The organism is Enterococcus avium (genome assembly GCF_002891025.1).
GTDB classification, from domain to species: domain Bacteria; phylum Bacillota; class Bacilli; order Lactobacillales; family Enterococcaceae; genus Enterococcus_A; species Enterococcus_A avium.
Window position 1 is genome coordinate 1,220,524 of sequence record NZ_NBSL01000003.1, and the last position, 19,501, is coordinate 1,240,024.

At 38.8% G+C, this 19,501-nt stretch carries 12 protein-coding genes and 1 pseudogene; 5 read left to right on the forward strand and 8 right to left on the reverse strand.

Annotated features, from left to right (window positions below; all coding sequences use genetic code 11):
- Nucleotides 1-7: 7 nt before the first annotated feature.
- From AUF14_RS21495 to AUF14_RS21520, 6 genes are all read right to left on the reverse strand, one after another.
- Nucleotides 8-994: a sugar phosphate isomerase/epimerase family protein gene (locus AUF14_RS21495; RefSeq protein WP_070504345.1), complete on the reverse strand. Its 987-nt coding sequence runs from the start codon at nt 992-994 to the stop codon at nt 8-10.
- Nucleotide 995: 1 nt separating this feature from the next.
- Nucleotides 996-1,427 (reverse strand): C-glycoside deglycosidase beta subunit domain-containing protein, encoded by a 432-nt coding sequence (locus tag AUF14_RS21500; RefSeq protein WP_016178130.1) that lies wholly within the window; start codon nt 1,425-1,427, stop codon nt 996-998.
- Nucleotides 1,428-1,445: 18 nt separating this feature from the next.
- A complete protein-coding gene (locus AUF14_RS21505; RefSeq protein WP_016178129.1) occupies nt 1,446-2,360 on the reverse strand; it encodes a sugar phosphate isomerase/epimerase family protein in 915 nt (304 codons plus the stop codon).
- Nucleotides 2,361-2,523: 163 nt separating this feature from the next.
- Nucleotides 2,524-4,833, reverse strand: coding sequence for a GH39 family glycosyl hydrolase (locus tag AUF14_RS21510; protein WP_016178128.1), 2,310 nt, complete (start codon nt 4,831-4,833; stop codon nt 2,524-2,526).
- A 215-nt stretch (nt 4,834-5,048) separates the two neighbouring features.
- The gene (locus AUF14_RS21515; RefSeq protein ID WP_016178127.1) at nt 5,049-6,272 is read right to left on the reverse strand and encodes an MFS transporter; all 1,224 of its coding nucleotides are present in this window, start codon (nt 6,270-6,272) and stop codon (nt 5,049-5,051) included.
- A gap of 136 nt (nt 6,273-6,408) precedes the next feature.
- Nucleotides 6,409-8,802, reverse strand: a complete 2,394-nt coding sequence (locus AUF14_RS21520) for a sugar-binding domain-containing protein (RefSeq protein ID WP_070504342.1) — start codon at nt 8,800-8,802, stop codon at nt 6,409-6,411.
- A gap of 116 nt (nt 8,803-8,918) precedes the next feature.
- Between AUF14_RS21520 and AUF14_RS21525 the strand changes: the two genes are divergently transcribed.
- A complete protein-coding gene (locus tag AUF14_RS21525) occupies nt 8,919-9,881 on the forward strand; it encodes a helix-turn-helix domain-containing protein (protein WP_016178125.1) in 963 nt (320 codons plus the stop codon).
- 198 nt (nt 9,882-10,079) lie between these two features.
- Here AUF14_RS21525 and AUF14_RS21530 read toward each other — a convergent pair whose 3' ends face one another.
- Complete coding sequence (locus AUF14_RS21530; protein WP_070504339.1) at nt 10,080-11,096, reverse strand: AraC family transcriptional regulator; 1,017 nt, start codon at nt 11,094-11,096, stop codon at nt 10,080-10,082.
- 277 nt (nt 11,097-11,373) lie between these two features.
- On the opposite strand from AUF14_RS21530, the gene AUF14_RS21535 reads away from it, so the two are divergent.
- Genes AUF14_RS21535 through AUF14_RS21550 form a run of 4 tightly spaced genes read left to right on the forward strand, consistent with a single transcriptional unit; the run spans nt 11,374 to nt 18,114 of the window.
- Nucleotides 11,374-13,059: a glycoside hydrolase family 3 protein gene (locus AUF14_RS21535; protein WP_070558472.1), complete on the forward strand. Its 1,686-nt coding sequence runs from the start codon at nt 11,374-11,376 to the stop codon at nt 13,057-13,059.
- A 19-nt stretch (nt 13,060-13,078) separates the two neighbouring features.
- Complete coding sequence (locus AUF14_RS21540; RefSeq protein WP_070504333.1) at nt 13,079-15,904, forward strand: alpha-L-rhamnosidase; 2,826 nt, start codon at nt 13,079-13,081, stop codon at nt 15,902-15,904.
- On the forward strand, nt 15,897-16,553 hold the full coding sequence (gene pgmB, locus AUF14_RS21545) for a beta-phosphoglucomutase (RefSeq protein WP_070504330.1): 657 nt from the start codon (nt 15,897-15,899) through the stop codon (nt 16,551-16,553). The genes AUF14_RS21540 and pgmB overlap by 8 nt, the downstream gene beginning before the upstream one ends.
- Before the next feature lie 16 nt (nt 16,554-16,569).
- Nucleotides 16,570-18,114 (forward strand): glycoside hydrolase family 43 protein, encoded by a 1,545-nt coding sequence (locus tag AUF14_RS21550; RefSeq protein ID WP_070504326.1) that lies wholly within the window; start codon nt 16,570-16,572, stop codon nt 18,112-18,114.
- 81 nt (nt 18,115-18,195) lie between these two features.
- On the opposite strand, the pseudogene AUF14_RS21555 reads toward AUF14_RS21550, so the two are convergent.
- Nucleotides 18,196-19,493, reverse strand: a pseudogene (locus AUF14_RS21555) (ISL3 family transposase).
- Nucleotides 19,494-19,501: the final 8 nt, after the last annotated feature.

Below are 19,501 nucleotides of genomic sequence, written 5' to 3' on the forward strand. Positions count from 1 at the left end.
TTCCCTTCTATTCTTTCCCTAGTAGCTGCTTAGTCATTTGGAGCTGTCTTCGAGTAAATTCTGTACCGCCGCAATACAATTCATCTTCATATTCACTAATTAAGTAACCATCGAAATCTGAATTTTTAATAATTGATAATATTTCCGCATATGGAATACTAGGCTCCACTAGATCCTCATCTAAATAATGGAACTTCCCATGAAATTCGAAGCAATAAGGCAGAATCGTTTTCAATTCTTCCAACATTTTCGGCAACTCATCTTTTGATTTAAATTGAACAAAGCCATACATTCCTTGCAAAGTAGCATTGATCGCTGGATGAGCACCTAAGCTCAATAATTCTTCACGTGCTTTTTCCAATGGAACTCCTTGTCTGCGCAAATGCGCCGCCAATTCTAAATGACTTTCCTCTACTCCTGCCTTTAAAGCTTTCATCCAATGGGGTTTATTCGGAGCAATTGCGAAACAGCCAAAATCGGGAATAAATCCAAGATGTTTTGAACCAGTCTTTTTAATTACTTCCAGATAATCTTGCATCAACGGTGACGCGGGTGACTCTGGATTATGGATCTCAATGCCAACTTTGATATCGAAAAGTTCTGCATAGAATGCGAGTTTTTCAAATGCAGCCGGTGATAGCATATATTGAACACGCATAACCTTACAGCCCAATTTATGAGCTGCTTTTAAATCAATGACGGCGTCTGCCAGCATCTCATTGTCGGATAGATTTCGATCATGCATCATCCCTTTGTCGTTGTTAGCCCCATACCCAACAGGTCCAATCCCATATTTGGCTTTTAATCGCTGAATCAATCCTAGAAAATCATCACTGACGTTAGGATATGACGGAATCATTTGAGTACCGACAATCTCATATCCTTCAGCTCCAGCTAAGTATGCCTGCTTCACACACTCCTCAAAATCATACTGATACCGTGCATATTCCGTTCCGTAACAAAATAATGTTGCGCCTAATTTTAAGTTGCCCATCTTACTCTCCTCCAAAGCTGATTGTAACTTTCTCACCTGAATCCAACGGCATAAAGTCATGTTCCGGTCCGATCTGCATGTAAGGAATGCGAAGCAATAATTTCAACTCAACCTCATGCTCTCCGATTAAACCACCTGGCTTCAACACATGGACTTTTGCTAAATCAACTTGACTCCAAAATTCTGTGATCGCATGTTTCAATTTGTAAATCGGCAGCTCTTTTCCATGTAACTCAAAGGTCACTGATTCATCAGAAATTTTCTCGCCATCTACATAGACTTCAAGCAAGTCAATATCAGACAAATAATGGCCACGATAATAAGCCAGTTGAACCTCAAAGCTAAAACCGTTCTTTTTCCCATTGATGTAGATCTCTTTAATAGAATCTTTTTTAATTATTTGGTCGTTGAGCTTCATTCGCATTGCAAACATTTTCTTTTTCTCCTTCACCTAAATAACGTAATTTCTCAAATATCTGGTACTTAAACTCACTGATTTTTTTACGTCTTCGTATGTTTCTTCAAAAGATTTATCTTCTACTTCGATGCAGCTATATCCCCCAAACCCAATGTCGGTCAAAGCAGAAACGTATTTACTCCAATCAACATCTCCTAGACCTGGAAGTTTAGGCGACATATATTGCAAAGGTGTAGCCATTACTCCTACGTCCTTCAGCTTTTCTGGATACAACTTGATGTCCTTATAATGAACATGAAAAATTTTGTCTTTAAATTCGTAAAGTGGACTGATGTAATCAATCTGCTGCCAGACAAAATGAGAAGGATCATAATTCAACCCTAGCGCTTTACTGTCTAAGCGTTTGAAAACTTCTCGCCAAACAGCAGGAGTAGTCATTAGATTTTGACCGCCGGGCCATTCATCATCGGTAAATAGCATGGGACAATTTTCAATCCCAATCCTTACACCAGCTTCTTCCGCATAGGCTAAAATCGGTTTCCAGACAATTTCCATCTCCTCGAGATTTTCTGAAAGAGATTTTGTCTGCATCCGTCCAATAAAAGTGGTTACTAGATTCACCTTCAATAATTTGGCAGCATCAATCAGCCGATACAAATGCTTAATAGCTTTTTCTCTTTTTTCCAAATCCTCATCTAATGGATTCGGATAATACGCCAGTGCGGAAATCTCAATTTGTTTGCTCGCTGCATAGGAAAGAATTTCTTGCGCACTTTCTTGGTTTAGATTGTTTACATCAATATGGGAAACTCCCGCATATCTGCGAGCCGCTTTTTCCTTTGGCCAACATGCCACTTCCACGCAATCTAACCCGTTATCTGCGACGATATCGATCATTTCTTTAAAATCGCTTTGATCCAAAATTGCACTAACAATTCCTAGTTTCATGATTCCACCTCTATTTCTTTTATCTACACTTGCAGTATAAAGCGCTTTCTGAAAATAAAACTTCAAATATTTGTGAACTTCTCTGTCTCTTTTTGCTGTTTAGAAATTACCAAACAAAAAAAGACAAAAATGATAAGTTCATTTTTGTCTTCCGATAGAATTATTACTGCCTTTTTTTAATGTTTATCACATAGAATTCGTTTGTTGTCAGCTTCTTCTTGATCTTAAGCTGATGATTGGAGACATGGATTTCCTCCAAATTTTGGAGCGGTGTATTCCGTTTATTTAAATAAACTAAATCTGAATCACGAAGATGCTTTGTGAAAAAGAACTTTTTCCATTCGTTAAAGAGATCGCCATAGCCCTCCAAACAAGAAAATACTCTCAACTCGTAATCACCGTTAGAAATTCCAGAAAGAATCAGTTGTTCTTCAGAGTCATGCTCTTCAAAAAAATTATCCACCTCTACTAATTTTAAATGTGCTTCATCTTTTAAAAAATAAAGACTATTCGGATGTACATACTGATGACCCAAGATAAAAAATTCATCATTCGTTGAAAAAGCAACGAGGTGCCGCTCATCTTTAAAGAGCATGTCCAATCCTTTTAATTGATTAAAAAACTTCATCGCATGCATGGCCGGCTTCGACAAACCGTTTTTGTTGATCAGCCCATTTCCCCCACTCAAAAATGCGTGATGCTTCGGGCCTTTTTGCGAAAGATCCGTTCCTAACCAATATCCTAATCCATCTACTTGGTCAAAAAGATCCTTCAAACTTTTTATAATAAACGCTCCTTTGTACAACGTGTCATTTAGGAGATTGCTTCGCGAAACTGTATTACTCCATTCAGAAATGTATAAAGGCTTTGAAATACCGATTTTTTTTATATTTTTTAATTGATTTATTAAAAAATGCGCGTCAGTCACACGTTGAAAATTTCGCTTTTCTCGAACTAATCGATCAGAATAAGGAAACAGAACAAAGGAATAGAAATCAAACTTACATTCAGCAAGTTCGTTGTGAAAAAAGGATGCCAGATCCATTTCATTTGTAACCACAAAGTTCCCACCACCAACTGAAATATTGGGAATCATTCGCTTCAAGATCGCATAAGTAGATTTGTAAAAAGTGATGTATCTAGTAACCAGCTCAGAATCTTTTAGATCATTTGCGACAAGCTCGATCTTCCACTGCTCCACATTTTGTTTTCCGTACCGATTTAAAATATGGCGACAAAAGCCTTCAATAATTTTTTCCCAATCCTCTATGGAATAATGACTTTCCTTAAATTTACCAATCAGCTTATTCACACTAATCCATGGAAGCACACCTATCTCCAACAGAAAATCAAGAATTTCATCTATTGCTTCGTATTCCATCAAAGAGTCCTCGAGAATTCCTTTCGTAAAGACTCCCCAAATCCTGCCATACTTAAAATCAAGGTTTTCTTGCAAATAGGTAAGGTGCTGCCTGAGATTATTGTTCAAAACAATCTCAGCTTCTCCGACATTTAATATTGCATTCCAAGTTTCCTTGATTGGGATCACTTCTTTTTTACTTACATCTATTTGAAGAGAAGTCCTTTTTGATACCTCTTGTTCCGATTGATTCTCCTTATATTTCGTAAAGGTAGCTTTCACGTGAGAAGTCGACTGGCTATTCCTTTCAGTTTTCTCCATACTATTTTGTTTTCGATACACTGATGGTGTCATAGCATAATTCTCTTTGAATTTTTTATTGAAACTATTCGTATTAAAGAAACCATTATCCACCGCGATTCTTGTAATCGTTTTGTCTGAAGTCAACAGATCACGGATTGCGTGGTTCATTCTTATCTCACTTAAATAGTCTTTAAAATTCATCCCTAAATTCTTTTTAAAAAATTTGGAAAAATAAGCCGTATCCATATGAACCAAATCCGCCATTTCTGACAATGTGATATTTTCATAATAGCGTTCTTTTATTTCTCTTGTAATGTCTCGGATTCGTTCATCCTGATTCCTCATTTGTGCACTCTGCTCAAGATAAAAACTGCTCAGTTCGTTTAATAGTTGATAGACTTTGCTTATCTGTAAAAAGTTCGTTTTAGCATTTTCAAATAAAAATAAATCAATAATCTCAATAATAATTTGCCGAAGTGGACTATAATTCATATTCGGATTCGCAACTGAATTGCAATTAAATCCAACATATTCAGCCTCGAGTGCCTGAGATAGTAAAAAATCAGAAATTGAAAAATGAAAAAGCAAGTCTTCATTTCCTGTTGTTTCGATAAAACAGCATTCATGCTTATTAACAACAAGAATATCGTCTCTTTTCATTATGTATGATTGGTCATCTATTCGAACCTCTGCCTTTCCTTTAAGCAAGAAAAACAGTTCAATTGTTCTCAAATCATTATTAAAAAAGTGCAAAGTAGTCACCAACTGAATATCACTTTGCGTATCCAGATAATTGATTATTTTTCCCATAACAACATCCCTCCTTATAGTCGTTTTTAAGAACAATAGCTTTATTGATAGCCCTTTCTTTTGATGGTACCACAAAAAGAGAGCCTATATTTTTTAAAAAATCTGTTTTGCGCTCTTTCTTGGATTTTGATCAGTATTTTAGACACTAAAAAAACAGACCTCTTCTTACGAATAAAGTCTGTTTATTCTTATACTTATTTTGAGAACAAATATTTTTAAGCTTCTTGCACCCCTTCATTTTGTACATTGCTTACTGTTGCCTCACCGGACTTTTTTTCGATGCGGTTTCCTAAGCGAGTAATCAATAATACGATAGCCATCAAGCCGCTGATGGCAATCCCAGCCAGATAAGAGTTTGCCCCTGCTGAAATCTTGGTTGCCGCAAGCAGCATCGGTGCTGCGAAACCGGCTAAAGAAGAAATCAGTGTATTCATCGCAATAGCGACCGGAAATTGTTGATGATTAGCTAAAATGGATAATTCAAATGGAATCGTCGCATTGACCATAACAATCCCCATTCCTGAGAACATATTTCCAGCAATATGCAACGCAGGATTATTGAAAAAGACGATACAAATATAAGATAAAGCGAAAGCCACAAAGCCCCAGGCCATCGTATCTGTTTTAGTAATTTTGCGGATATATTTCAATCCAAAAGCGGTACAAATTCCTCCGACATTTCCTAATGCTGTGACCATTGCCGTATACGCTGTACCGTTCCCTTTTGAAGCTAGCAGAATTGATTGATTTGCCATAAAGATCATTAAGCAAAGCGAAGTCACAAAAGTCACGATCAGCATCACATAAACATAGCCATTCAAGCTTTTTACCGTTTTACCAAAACTGATTGAACGTTGGTTAGAGACTTCCTCTTCAGATAATTTTCGATCTTTGGGCACTAAAACTAACACAACGACTAAAATAAGAATCGCTGCCCCATAAACCCAGAATAGATTTTGCCAATTCGTACTGCCTAACACACCGCCGATCGCAGTAAAGCCCATCATTCCTAAATTGTTAAAGCCTACCGCCCAACCCATGACCGCCGCACGCTCTTCACCATCAAAATGTTCTTGCAGTAAAACTGGTCCAACATTACTGATTAATCCTAACCCAAAACCTAGAGCGATCATACATGCTAAAATAATATTCAGACTGCTGTTATAAAAAACTGGCAGTAAACCGCTGATTGCTACGATAGCTACTGAAACGACCCCAATATTTTTTCTGGTCATTTTATAGGTTAACCAAGTAAAAAGTAACGTGGCTATCAGCTGACCAAGCTGAGGAATGGAACTAAGCATTTGTACCTTAGAAATAGGTTCTTGAGGGAATGATTTTGAAATTGCGGCAATTGCTGCACCCACAACCGAGCCTGACATCAACAAAAGATTCATACTTAAAATACCTAAGGCTAGAGATAATTTTTTCTTATTCATAATAATTGCGCTCCTTTATATTTTTTGTTTCCGCTTTCAAATGATAGTTAAAGTATAGGCTAGAAAAAGTACTACAGCCATATGCAAAATTCATGCGCTTTGTGGTCTTTTCATAGATACTTTTTCTGCCTTGACTTTATTTTTGAATGATCACTTTGATTTGAACACTTGCTTCACTTGTTCGAACGATAGCCAATGCTTTTCCTTGGAACAATCGAACATGATCTAGACTGTACGCAGCTTGATTCGTTGGATTTCCATTTGCTAATCCAACGATTTCTCCATTTTCGACAGAAATTGTTACCTGATTATTTGCCGTAGGAACAAATCGTTGATGATCATCGACTGCTTCTAGGGCAAAAAGACTGTATTCTTTTCCTTCAAAAATTCTTTTACTTCGAATCGCGTGAATCGTTGAACTGGTTTGATGCTTGGCTTCGGTAATGATTTGGTTTCCATCATAGGCTACAGCCTTTAATTCCCCAGCTTGATACGGAATTTCCCAATTAGCGATACAACCAATAATAATTTTCTTACCAAAACTTATTCCATTGACAAAAATCTCAACTTCATCGGCATTACTGAAGACACGAACAGCAATCATCCCATCCGTATTGATTTCGAGGCCTTCTTCATTCCAATGAGGCAGGATATGAAGTACAGGTTCTTTTTTCCAATTCGCTTGATAATAGTAATAATAATCCTTAGGAAAGCCGCACAAATCAGCGATACCGAATTGAGAAGAAATAGCTGGCCAACCAAAAGGAGAAGGTTCGCCATAGTAATCAAACGCTGTCCAAAGAAAAACTCCCCCCATATACTGGTGCTTAGTCAAATAATTTAAAACTTTTTCAGGTGTTGCGGTACCTCCTGCTCCGGGATCACCAGGTTGACGCTTTCCAGGTAAAATCATTGAAAATAACGAACCAAAATTGGAGCACTGACAATTTTCTTCATTATCTTTGTAAATTCCTCGTGTTGAAAAATAAGAGGCACTTTCCGTACTCATGATCGCAAGCTCTGGATACTGCTCTTTGATTTTAATCGCACCAGGTCCCATTGCATCCGCTTCTGGATAGTTTACTCCAAGCACGTCATAATTTGCTAGATAGCTTTCATTAACTATACCATCAGGATTTAGTAGTTCTGCTGAAACAACTAGACATTCATAGTTATTTTGTTTGATACACCGAACTAATTTATAAGCGATGCGGCTCCCGAGATTGGTATTCCCGATGACCTCCTCATTCGCTACTGACCAAAACGCAATCGAAGCATGCATCCTGCTTTTTCGAACCATTTTTTCCAAATCAGCAATTCGCCAAGGTGTGCTCTCTAACAACCGATTCTCATTCATTAAAAGAATGCCAAAACGATCGCAAGCCTCCATAAGTTCCTCAGAAGCATAATGATGAGCACTGCGCCAGGCATTGACACCCATTTCCTTCATCGTTTTAATTTTATAATCAACGATATCCTGATTCAGTGCTACACCTACTCCAGCAAAATCTTGATGCTCGCAAACACCTCGCAGTTCATACAAATTCCCATTTAAATAAAAACCTTGTGAATCATAAGCGAACGTTCGAATGCCAAAACTTTTACGGCACTCATCCGTTTCCATTTGAAAAACTGCTTCATACAAATGAGGATTTTCAGGTGACCAGGGTATTGGAGCAGGAAAAATAAATGTTTCTTTAAGAACACGCTTTTCAAAAGGCTGTAACGTTTGTTTTTCTAACGTGATCAGCTGTTCACTGATTCTGATTACTGGCGAGACCTCGACTATCTCCTGTGAGTAATTCTCGATACAAACCTCAGCTCCCATAACTGCTTGTGTTTCTTGAAGCTCCTGTGTATAGACGTAAGCATTTTCTCTATCAAAAGCAATCAATGGTACAAACTCTAACCAAACGTCACGATAAATTCCAGCGCCTTCATACCACCAGCCTTCTGCTCCTGTCGTTGTATCCACTCTTACCAGCAATACATTAGTTCCTTCATTGCCATATCTAGCCATCTCAGAGATATCATAAGAAAAACTTGTGTATCCACTAGTGTTCTGACCTAGATAGGCACCATTTAGCCAAACATCTGCTGAACTCATCACTCCATCGAAATGTAGAATAACGCGCTTTTGATTCATCAGCTCATCGTTTAAAGAAAATGTTTTCCGATAATAACCAACTCCATCTTCCTTTGATCCAGACATAAGTAATTCTGGAGCTTGTTTATAGGGTTGGCTGATTTTCCAGTCGTGGGGAATCGTAATAGTTTGCCATTCTTGATCCAATCCAGAATCAAAATCGGTTCCGGCTAAATTTTTTAATCCTTGAATCTCATCTCCTCTAGCAATCAGTTTTAAAAAATGCTCACCTCCTGCACCGTATGTTACAGATTCTCCAGCCTCTTCTATTAGCGGTGCGGTCAATCCACCTAAAGCGTGGGCTTTTTTAGCTGTTTTTTTAGGCATACCGATTTCTCCATAATGAAACAGCCATTGCTGATTTATTTTTTTCTTTTCTCGCATCTGCCTTTCCTCCTCTGATATCCATTATTCTAGTTCGTTTGTCTCTGTGATATAATGAAAAATACCGACTTCAAGAAACCGTTTACTACAATTTCCCGACCTTTCGGAGGTACTTTATGGCAAAAGATCCTTTTTCTGAGCTCCATTCTGGCGATGCCGACATTCCGCAAATCAGAACCCATTCACCAATCGCCATCTTCTATAAACAAAAAATCGGTGAAAAAATTCTTTATACCAAAGTGCAGGATGGTAAAATCATCGCCTTTGAAAATGAAGAATATCAAGCGTTGCATAAAAATCAAAACTTTGAATTAATGTATGTTTTAAAGGGAGAACTAACAAATTATATTGAGGAGAAGGAATACACTTTTCAAGCAGGAGAAGGCTGTCTATTGAATACACAGATTCTGCATCGGGAGATTCTTTCAGATGGCTGCAATGTCGTCTTTCTAAATTTATCGCCTGCGCTGCTTCAGGAATTACTGTCTATTGATTCTGGCGAAGGTCCGATCTTTCAATTTTTACAGCAAAATCTTCAATCTGATGCGCAGTGGAAACGCAGCTATATTGAGTTTACTCCCTGCTTGCCTTATCAAAGCGAAGGCTTTCATGTCATTATTGATTCTTTGCAGCTGGAGGTAGCTACCTCCAAAATCGGTCGTGCTTATTTTCAACGAGGATTGATTTTACGCCTGTTGGATGCATTGGAAAACACCAACCAATTTTCACTTCAGCGGATTGATCTGGATTTATCCAAAGAAGATTATCTTGTTAATCGCGTGATTCATCTGATTGAAAGCCGCTTTGGTAATATTTCTCGAAAAGAAATCGAAGCCACACTGCACTACAATCCTGAATACCTGAATCGACTCTTAAAACGGCAAACAAAAATGACTCTGGCCAATTATGCTCAAATGATTCGAACTCAGAAAGCTCAACAGCTATTAAATACGACTGATTTGACCATTCAGCTTATTGCAGAACGACTAGGCTTTTCTAGTGAGGCATATTTCTATCATTTCTTTAAAAAGCAAACTGGATGTTCACCCAATCAGTATCGACAAAAATTTAAGCTCTAAGAAAGGCTTCGCGAACTCGCTCAGCTTTTGAGCAATAAGACCAAAATATTTCTAAATTGCTTCTCAAATTTCGAAATATTTTTGCTTATTGCCGAAAAAGCTAGTTCGTGAAGCCGGACATGGATATGCCTGTTGTAAAACGATTTATTCATGTGAAAATTTTATACTTTCTTCATAGTTAAAAAAACCGATTGAGACTCAATCGGTTTTTTTAGCATTGAAAGAATGCTTTTCACGATATTCAGTTGGTAAAATCTTTAAATGTTTTCGAAACATTTTATAAAAATAGGAGGGATTTTCATACCCTACCTTTAGGGCAATCTGTTCAATCGGCGCATTGGTATACGTTAAGTACTCTGCTGCAACATTCACCCGTTGCAGATGAACCAATTTGATAAAGGTTAATCCGGTGTGTTTTTTCAAATAAGAAGATAAATAATTCGGATTGAAGCCAAAGTGCTGAGCCATTTCCTCTAACGTAATGTGCGCATAATTCTTTTCAATATATAAAAGTAACGATAATAAATTAACTGAGCCATCATCTTCTCCAGCAATCACTGTTTGTTCATTAGCAGCTGAACGAATCAACCGACCGAAGAGTGTTAATAATTCTAATCGGATGATCTGATTCGATTGGGTGTCTGGATAATAGTATTCCTGGATAATGTCCTCTAACAGAAAATGAATCTTTGTATCTTGATGCGTCCGAAACAAGCGATAGATATTCTCCCCCTGCGTTTCATTTGAGAGCAGTGAAAAAAGCAAGGAGGAGACTTTTTTGGTTGCTCGATCCTCATACATAAAATGATAATCGTTTAAATTGAAAGCTGTGTCCTTTAGGGTCAGATTGACTACGATAGCATCGGTTTCAATTGGTTCTACACGGTGAATCGTATGGTTGCCAATGATGATCAAGTCATTTTGCTTCAGCTTTAACTCATCGTTTTTCGTAATAACGGTACATTCACCTACCAGAGGTACGATTATCTCCACATAATTATGGACATGAAATGGAATGAAGGAGCTCACTGGCTGTAACGAAATGGCGATTGATTGCGGATTTACCTCTAATGAGTCGTCCAACGTATGAAAAAATTCATAAATAGGCTCGTTTTTCAACACACCTGTTTGTTTTGGTCTCATTTCTGAACCCAACTCATTCCAATTACGAGGATGATTTTTCTCCTGTAATATGGTTAAAACTTCTTCTTCCATTCCTTCAGCTCCCCTCAAAAAAGCTACTATCTGTGTAATAAGTCGAGTAATTATAGGATTTTAATCTTTAAGTTGTTTTTTTGAATGATATTCTTTCATTACTTCGCCTAAACTATCTCATGAATAAATCATTCAAGCAAGACTCAATTTTAGATAAATGAAAGGAGCAATGAAATGGACACACTTAAGCTGTTTTTTCGCAATGGTTTATACAATTTCTCCAGACTAAAATGAAAGCGTGAACAAGTATCTTTAAATCATTGGAGGCGCAAAAAGCATGTTAGATTTATCAAAAAAACCTTATTACTTAGCAGATGAACAAATTCAACAGCTGCAAAGCAAAGTCCAAACTATGACTTTGGATGAAAAAATTGGCCAGCTCTTTTTTGTTATTGGACAGGACGAGGATCAAGTAGACATTAAAGAGTTTATCAAAACTTATCGCCCTGGCGGTATGATGTATCGTCCCGCCTCAGCGGAAAAGATCAAACGACAATTAACAACTGCTCAGGCAGCCAGCGATATCCCTCTATTCTTTTCGGCGAATTTGGAATCTGGCGGAAATGGGATTATTACAGAAGGAACCTGGTTCGGAATGCCGCTGCAAATAGCTGCGACAGATGATCCTGAACAAGCTTACGAATTAGGAAATGTCGCTGGAAATGAAGCCGCTCAAGTAGGCTGCAACATGTCCTTTTCCCCAATTGTTGATATCGATCTGAATTTTCGGAATCCGATCACCAACACTCGAACCTTCGGCAGCGATCCAAAGCGTGTGATCCAAATGGCATCGGCTCAAATTAAGGGGTTGGAAAAGAACAGCATCTTGCCTGTTATCAAGCACTTTCCGGGTGACGGCGTCGACGAACGAGATCAGCACCTGTTAAGCACGGTCAATTCCTTATCGGTTGATGATTGGATAAACTCTTATGGAAAAATCTACCAAACCTTTATTGATCAGGGAATTAGCAGTATCATGATCGGACATATCATGCTACCGGCTTGGGAGAAACAGCTGTCGCCGGATATAAAGGATTCAGAATTGAGACCTGCCTCGGCTTCAAAACGGCTAATTGATGGGCTATTACGTGACGAACTTGGATTTAACGGCTTGACGATTACCGATGCTACACCAATGATTGGTTACAATTCGATTCTTCCGCGAGAAGAACTGTTACCTGCAACAATTAATGCCGGAATCGATATGATTCTTTTTAATAAAAACATTGATGAGGATTATATGTTTATCAAAAAAGCGGTTGAAAATGGCACATTGAAGCTGGCACGAATCAATGAAGCTGTTTTACGAATTCTCGCGACAAAAATGGTACATGGTTTATTTGAAGCGACGATGCCAGAAACGTTGAATTTAAATACTGCTGAACATGCAAAAAAAGCAGCCGCGGCAGCTAAAAAGGCCGTTACTTTAGTCAAGGATCGGGATCACCTTTTGCCTTTGACAGTCGAACGTTATCCACGAATTCGATTGGTTGTTTTAGGTGACTCAGATGACGGAGGTTTTAAAGAGGGCGGCCAAGTTTCCGACCTTTTCCAAAAACAGCTGGAGATACTGGGCTTTCAGGTGACTCTGTTTGACCGAAAGCGGCTAGATTTTCATGAGATTTTTGAAGAAGGCATAGCTGAAATGAAGGAAAAATTTGATCTAGCACTCTATATTGCAAATATCGAAACAGCTAGCAATCAAACCACCACTCGCCTCGATTGGATTCATTTAATGGCGGCGGACGCTCCTTGGTTTATGAAGGCTATTCCGACGATCTTTATCTCAACAGCAAATCCCTATCATTTATTTGATATCCCAGCAGTATCTACCTACATCAATACGTATACTGGGAATAAGGAAAGCATTGACGCAGTACTTAGAAAAATGACTGGTAAAGAAGCCTTTGAAGGGGTTAATCCGGTCGATCCATTTTGCGGTGACTTTTCCGCTAAACTATAAAATTAGGAGTGTACAAAAAATGAGAATTTCAAAAATTTTGATCAATCATATGACAGAACCTATTGGCTTTCAGTTAGATGATCTGCGAATTGAGTTTACAGTGGAAGCAGAACAATTCACAGAAATAACGAAGCAATTAACCATCTGGACAGATAATTATGAAGCCCCCGTTTACCAAAGCAAGCAGGAACCATTTGAAACTAACTATTTTGATGTTCCGTTGACACTGATTCCACGTACTCGTTACCACGTAGAAATTGCGATTCGAGACACCAATCATGAACTTCTTACCAAAGAAAGCTTTTTTGAAACTGGTAAAATGGATGAACCTTTCCAAGCAGATTGGATTGCTCATCCAGATAAAGCTATTCAAAATACACTTTTTCAAAAAAAGATCAGCGTGAAGTCCCAAGTAGCAAAAGCGCGTTTATACGCTACTGGATTGGGGATTTATGAAGCATATATTAATGGTGAAAAAGTTGGTGATGAGTATTTAACGCCAGGGGTTACGGCATACGATCAATGGATCCAAGTCCAAACCTACGATGTCACAGCAGCCTTCCAAAAAGCAGCGGATCATGAGCTGCTCTTCACTACTGGTGACGGCTGGTATAAAGGAACTTTAGGCTTCGATGGCGGAATGAAAAACATTTACGGCGACCAGCAATGTGTCATTGGAGAATTCCACGTGACGTATGAAGATGGTCAAACAGAGATCATTTCCACTGATAGCTCATGGGTAACAACCAGCGGAAAAGTAACTAAATCAGAGATTTATTATGGAGAAGACTTGAATGATACATTAACCCCTTCCGATTGGCAGTCCGTGATCTTACTAGATCAGAATAAGGCACTACTTCAAGACCGATTGAGTCTGCCGATAAAAATTATGGAACGATTGCCTATTCAAGAAATCCTTGAAACTCCGGCAGGTGAACAGGTCCTTGATTTTGGTCAAAATCAGACTGGTTGGATGGAATTTTACAACCGCGAACCCAAAGGCACAAAACTTGTTTTTCAAATGGGAGAAATCCTACAGGAGGGTAACTTTTATCGCGAAAATTTACGTGAAGCAAGAGCCTCTTTTGTCTATATTTCTGACGGTGAAGAAAAATGGGTTCGCCCCCATTTCACTTTCTACGGCTATCGTTATGTAAAAGTCGAAGGAAACACTCAAGCACTGAGAAAAGAAGATTATCAAGCGGCGGTCCTTTATTCTGAAATGGCAACCACAGGCGAAATCAAAACCACTAATTCAAAGGTTAATCGGCTTTTTCAAAATATTCTGTGGGGACAAAAAAGTAACTTCTTAGATATTCCGACTGATTGCCCGCAGCGGGACGAACGACTTGGCTGGACAGGCGATGCTGAAGTCTTTTCTAAAACAGCTGCTTTAAATATGAACGTTTTTCCATTCTTTAAAAAATATGGAAAAGACATCGCTATCGAGCAACAATTGCATGATGGTATGGTTCCAATGTATGCTCCTGCAATGGGGAATTCTGATGGCGGTGCTGCGGTTTGGGGCGATGCAGCAACGATCATCCCATGGAACATGTATCAGATTTATGGTGATTCAGCGATTTTACGTCAAAACTACACAGCAATGAAGGATTGGGTAGCATGGATTCAAAAAAACAGTAAGAGCAGTGATTTATGGACTGGAACCTTTCAATTTGGCGATTGGCTCGCTCTTGATGGAGAAAATCCCGCGTTACCAACTGGAAAAACTGAAGAAGATTTTATTGCCTCTGTCTACTACTATTATTCTAATGACATCATTGCTAAAACAGCTGAAATTTTGAATTTTGCTAACGATGCAACTTATTATCGTGAACAAGCTCAACGGATCAAAGAGGCTATTGTTAAGGAATATATTACTGCAAATGGCCGTTTAGCAATTGATACTCAGACGGCTTATGCAATCGCGCTATATTTTGAATTGGTTCCTCAATCACAACGTTCGCGAGTCGCTAAGGATTTAGTAACCCGCTTGAAAAAGGACAATGACCATCTTAAAACCGGATTTGTCGGTACTCCCTTCATCTGTCAGGTTTTATCTAATTATGGCTATCATAAACTAGCCACGAAAATTTTCCTTTTAGAAGATTTTCCAAGCTGGCTCTATGCAGTAAATCTTGGCGCAACAACTGTCTGGGAACGCTGGAACTCTGTTCTTCCTGATGGTTCCATGAACCCAGAAGGAATGAATTCATTAAATCATTATAGCTTTGGTGCAATTATGGAATGGGCCTATAGCTATCTTCTAGGAATTAAACCAGCTCACCCTGGCTATCAGGAAATCAACTTTTCGCCGCTATTTGATTATCGCTTAAAACAAGTTAATGGACATTTCGATACACCATACGGAACTTTCGCTGTAAGTTATCAAATCGAAGCGGACAGCGAGCACACCATTAAGCTCAACTTGACTGTGCCTTTTGGAACGACCGTACATGTCGATTTACCACGAGGAGAAAATGGTCCGGTAACAGTCAACAATCAGGAAAAAAATAACGGTCGCTTCTCACTTACCTGCGGCACCTATGAAATCGCCTATGTTCCCAGCGAAAATTACGTAGAACACTATAATAGCGAAACACCTGCAGCCGAAATTATGGCAGATGAACTGTTAGTTCAAAAAATTGATGCGATTGATCCTGTGTTAGATTTTTTCAGAGCAGATCCAGCAGCCATTAAGGGCGGTTTAGGAACTATGTCCTTGAGCAAATTGAATACACTATTGCCTTTTATTCAAATCACATCAGAGAATCTGGCAAAAATCAATGACGCACTAGCATCAACGCCTATTCTAAGTGAACGGGAGGAAATCTCATTTGTTTAAAGGTGCATTATTTGATTTAGATGGGGTCATCGCCGACACCTCTACCCTGCATTTTGAAGCTTGGAAAAAACTTACAGACAATTACTTTGCTGCGAAACTTCCCAGTGACTTGGAAGAAAAGACAAAGGGCGTGAGTCGAGCGGAATCTTTGAAGGTGATTTTAAACTATTTAGAGGTTTCTGTCTCTGAGAATATGTTTCAACAGCTTTTGTTTGAAAAAAATGAACAGTATAAGGAGTCGCTTAAGCAGCTATCCCCTGACAATATCTTGCCAGGGGTTGCAACATTCATCTCTGAACTGAAACAGCAGAAGGTGAAGCTTGCTTTAGCCTCTTCTAGCTTAAACGGACCGCTTATTTTAGAAAAGTTAACATTGGCAGAGACATTTGACACCATCGTCGATCCAAGTAAAGTGGAAAATGGCAAACCGGCACCAGATATTTTCATCGCTGCGGCTCAGTCATTGAATCTTCAGCCTTTAGAATGCATCGGTATTGAAGATTCGATTGCTGGACTTAAAGCCATTAAAGAAAGTGGCGCTTTCTCTGTAGCAATAGGAACAAATAGTGATCTGAAGACAGCGGATCTTCACCTTTCAACTACCGCTGAACTAACGTTTGCTGCTGTTCGTACAGCCTATCATCAATAGAAAAGGAGTGAATTATATGGTGGAATCTTATCAAAATCCAATTCTACGCGGTATGTATCCTGATCCGAGCATCGTTTTGGTAAAAGATACTTATTATATGGTCAACAGTACTTTTGAGTACTACCCGGGGATCGCCTTAAGTAAAAGTACAGATTTATTAAACTGGACAAAACTTCCTGGAATCGTCGTAACAACGGAACAAGCGGACCTATCAAAGGCGAAATCTAATGAAGGAATCTTCGCGGTTTGTATTCGCTTTTTCAATGATCATTTCTATGTGATCACTACTAATTTTGCGGAGTTCAAAAACTTTATTATCAAAGGCAAATTGAATGAGAATGGAGAAATTCTTTGGGAACAACAACGGTTAGAAATCGACATTATGGGAATTGATCCGGATCTTTACCATGAAAATGGACGTACCTATGTCACCTTCACAGGCTATATCGATGATAAGGGAACCAAAGCCATTCAACAAGCGGAAATTGAGCTTACAACTGGAGCCATTTTACGCGGGCCAGAAGTAATCAGTCTCGGAACAGGTGGTCGCGATGTTGAAGGTCCTCACATAATTAAGCGAGATAACACTTATTACCTACTGGCTGCTGAAGGCGGAACGGGTGTGGGACATATGATTACGATGTTCAAGTCGGACAATCTTTGGGGACCTTTTGAGGATCACTCGACCGCCAATCCAATTTTTACAAATCGTGATCGCGCAAATGAACCTTTACAAAATATTGGTCACGCCGATCTCTTCCAAGATACAAAAGGAAATTGGTGGTTGATCTGTTTAGGAACGCGCCCATCTACAATTGATTTCAAGCAAATTACCAATATGGGACGAGAAACCCTGCTCTATCCAGTCAATTGGGAGAAAGAATGGCCGGAAGTTAATCAGGGAATCCCTAGTGAAGTGGTCGATATGAAGCAGTTTCCGAAACATCAAAAGGTACTTGTAAATGAACAAAAAATAGTGCCTTTTGTTGATGAATTTAATCAGCCCACTTTAAATCCTGAGTGGCTTAGCTTACGGGATAGCCTTAAGGAAAATATTCTTTTGCAAAACTCTACCTTAACTTTAAAAGGCTGCTCAACAACAATTGAACAAGGCACAACCCCCTCATTTCTCGGAGTCAGACAAACTGAAAAATCAGAAACATTCACTGTTACAGTCGAAAAATCCACTACTTGCAATCATGGAAAGATCGGTATCACCAGCATGATCAACGATACCCATTTTGCTGCTCTTTTAGTTCGAGAAGAAAAAGGAAAATTTATTGTATCTCGTTCTCAAAAAGTAGAAGATTTAACTGTTGAGGAAGATTTGGGAAGCCTTGAGTCATTGCCAACGAAGTTTGAACTGATCAATCAACCAGCAACGAAGACATTCATCGTCACTGACGGTAAAAAAGTTCTAAGCTTTGAAACTAGCTCGCTGCATTTTTCTAATGAAGCCATCGCTGCCCTAAATACAGGAGATGTGCAGGGCATCTATGCTTTGGGTGATGCATCATTCGTTGTTAAAGAGATACAACGTCAAGCGGTTGATGTTGAATAAGATAAATAATACATTTAAGGGGCTCTTTGTCAAATAGGACTGATAGAGTGATATAAGAACATCTAAGGTAGAATTGATTTTCTACTTTAGATGTTTTTTTATGTTTAGTAAGTGATCAGATGATTGATTAAGAAAATTCTGGTTCTCATCCTACGAAAGCTTCTAAACCCGTAAGCTATTCGTTTCAATGCTTTGATGTGGGTATGCAGATTCTCTATTTTGGCATTTGAGTAAGGCAACTCTAAGGCTAAACGAATGCCTGATTCATAGTTTATAAACGCTTTTTTTATATGATGCAGTTCTCTTGGAACCGACTTGGGCATTGTTTTTACAAGCTGAAAGAAGATGTCCGCTTCTTTGTCATGAAAAGCTTGAAGAATTTCTTGATAGTAAGCATAAGCTATTCGTAGTTCATCAGAAGTAGAAAGCAGACGTTCTACGACTTCACTTTCGGTTAGATAGGCCCAACCATAATTACGCCATTTTGTCCATTTATCATAAACAAGCATGTCCTGTCGTTTAATCAGAAGTCGAGATAAAGCCTTCACTTGTCGATAGTGTTTGGCTTGTATTGGATCGTTTCGGTCGAAGCTTTTCATGACTCGTAGTCGAATATCCTCAAAACTGCGAATGAGGTGCTAGCGATCCACAACGAGTTTGGCATGAGGAAAGCACTCTTTTATCAACGAAGCATAAGAAGCGTTCATATCCGTTACGAGTATTTTTACGTTTAAACGTGCACGTCGTTCAAATTGCATAAAATAAGAAACCAAGTCTTTCTTCTTACGTGAAGGAAGAATATCCAGTAATTTCCCAGTATCGCCATCCATACAAGAAAAAGAATAGGGACCGACTTGATTTTTCAATGAACGAAATTCATCCACCAATAAACAGCGAGGCAACCAATTCCTTTTCACGTTTGTCATGGGGAGCAGAGAAGCGAGTGTTCGCGAAACGGTTGACCAAGAAACGCCGCAATGTTTAGAAATCGTCGTCATTGCTTGTTTTTCAGTCAATTCCTCCAATATTTTATAATGTACTTGTTTGGCGATAAAACAGTTTTTTTCAACAATGTAGGTATTCGCCGTAAAATAGGTGTGACAGCCACGACAGAGGTACCGTTGCTTTGCCAAAGCAAGATAAGTCCGTTGATTCGCACACTTATTGAGAAGAACCAGCGATTTTTTCTTTCCGTTCTTAACGATCAGCCCATGTTGATTCACCTGTTTACACTGAGGACAGCGCTGAATCGTTTTAATAAGCGTGGCAGAAACAACGATACTGTTGATTGAATGTATTTTTTTCTTCTCGACATGAGTGATTTGAATGTTTTCATCTTTGATTCCTAGTAATAGTTTGATAAGATGAAGGTCAGACATACAGAACG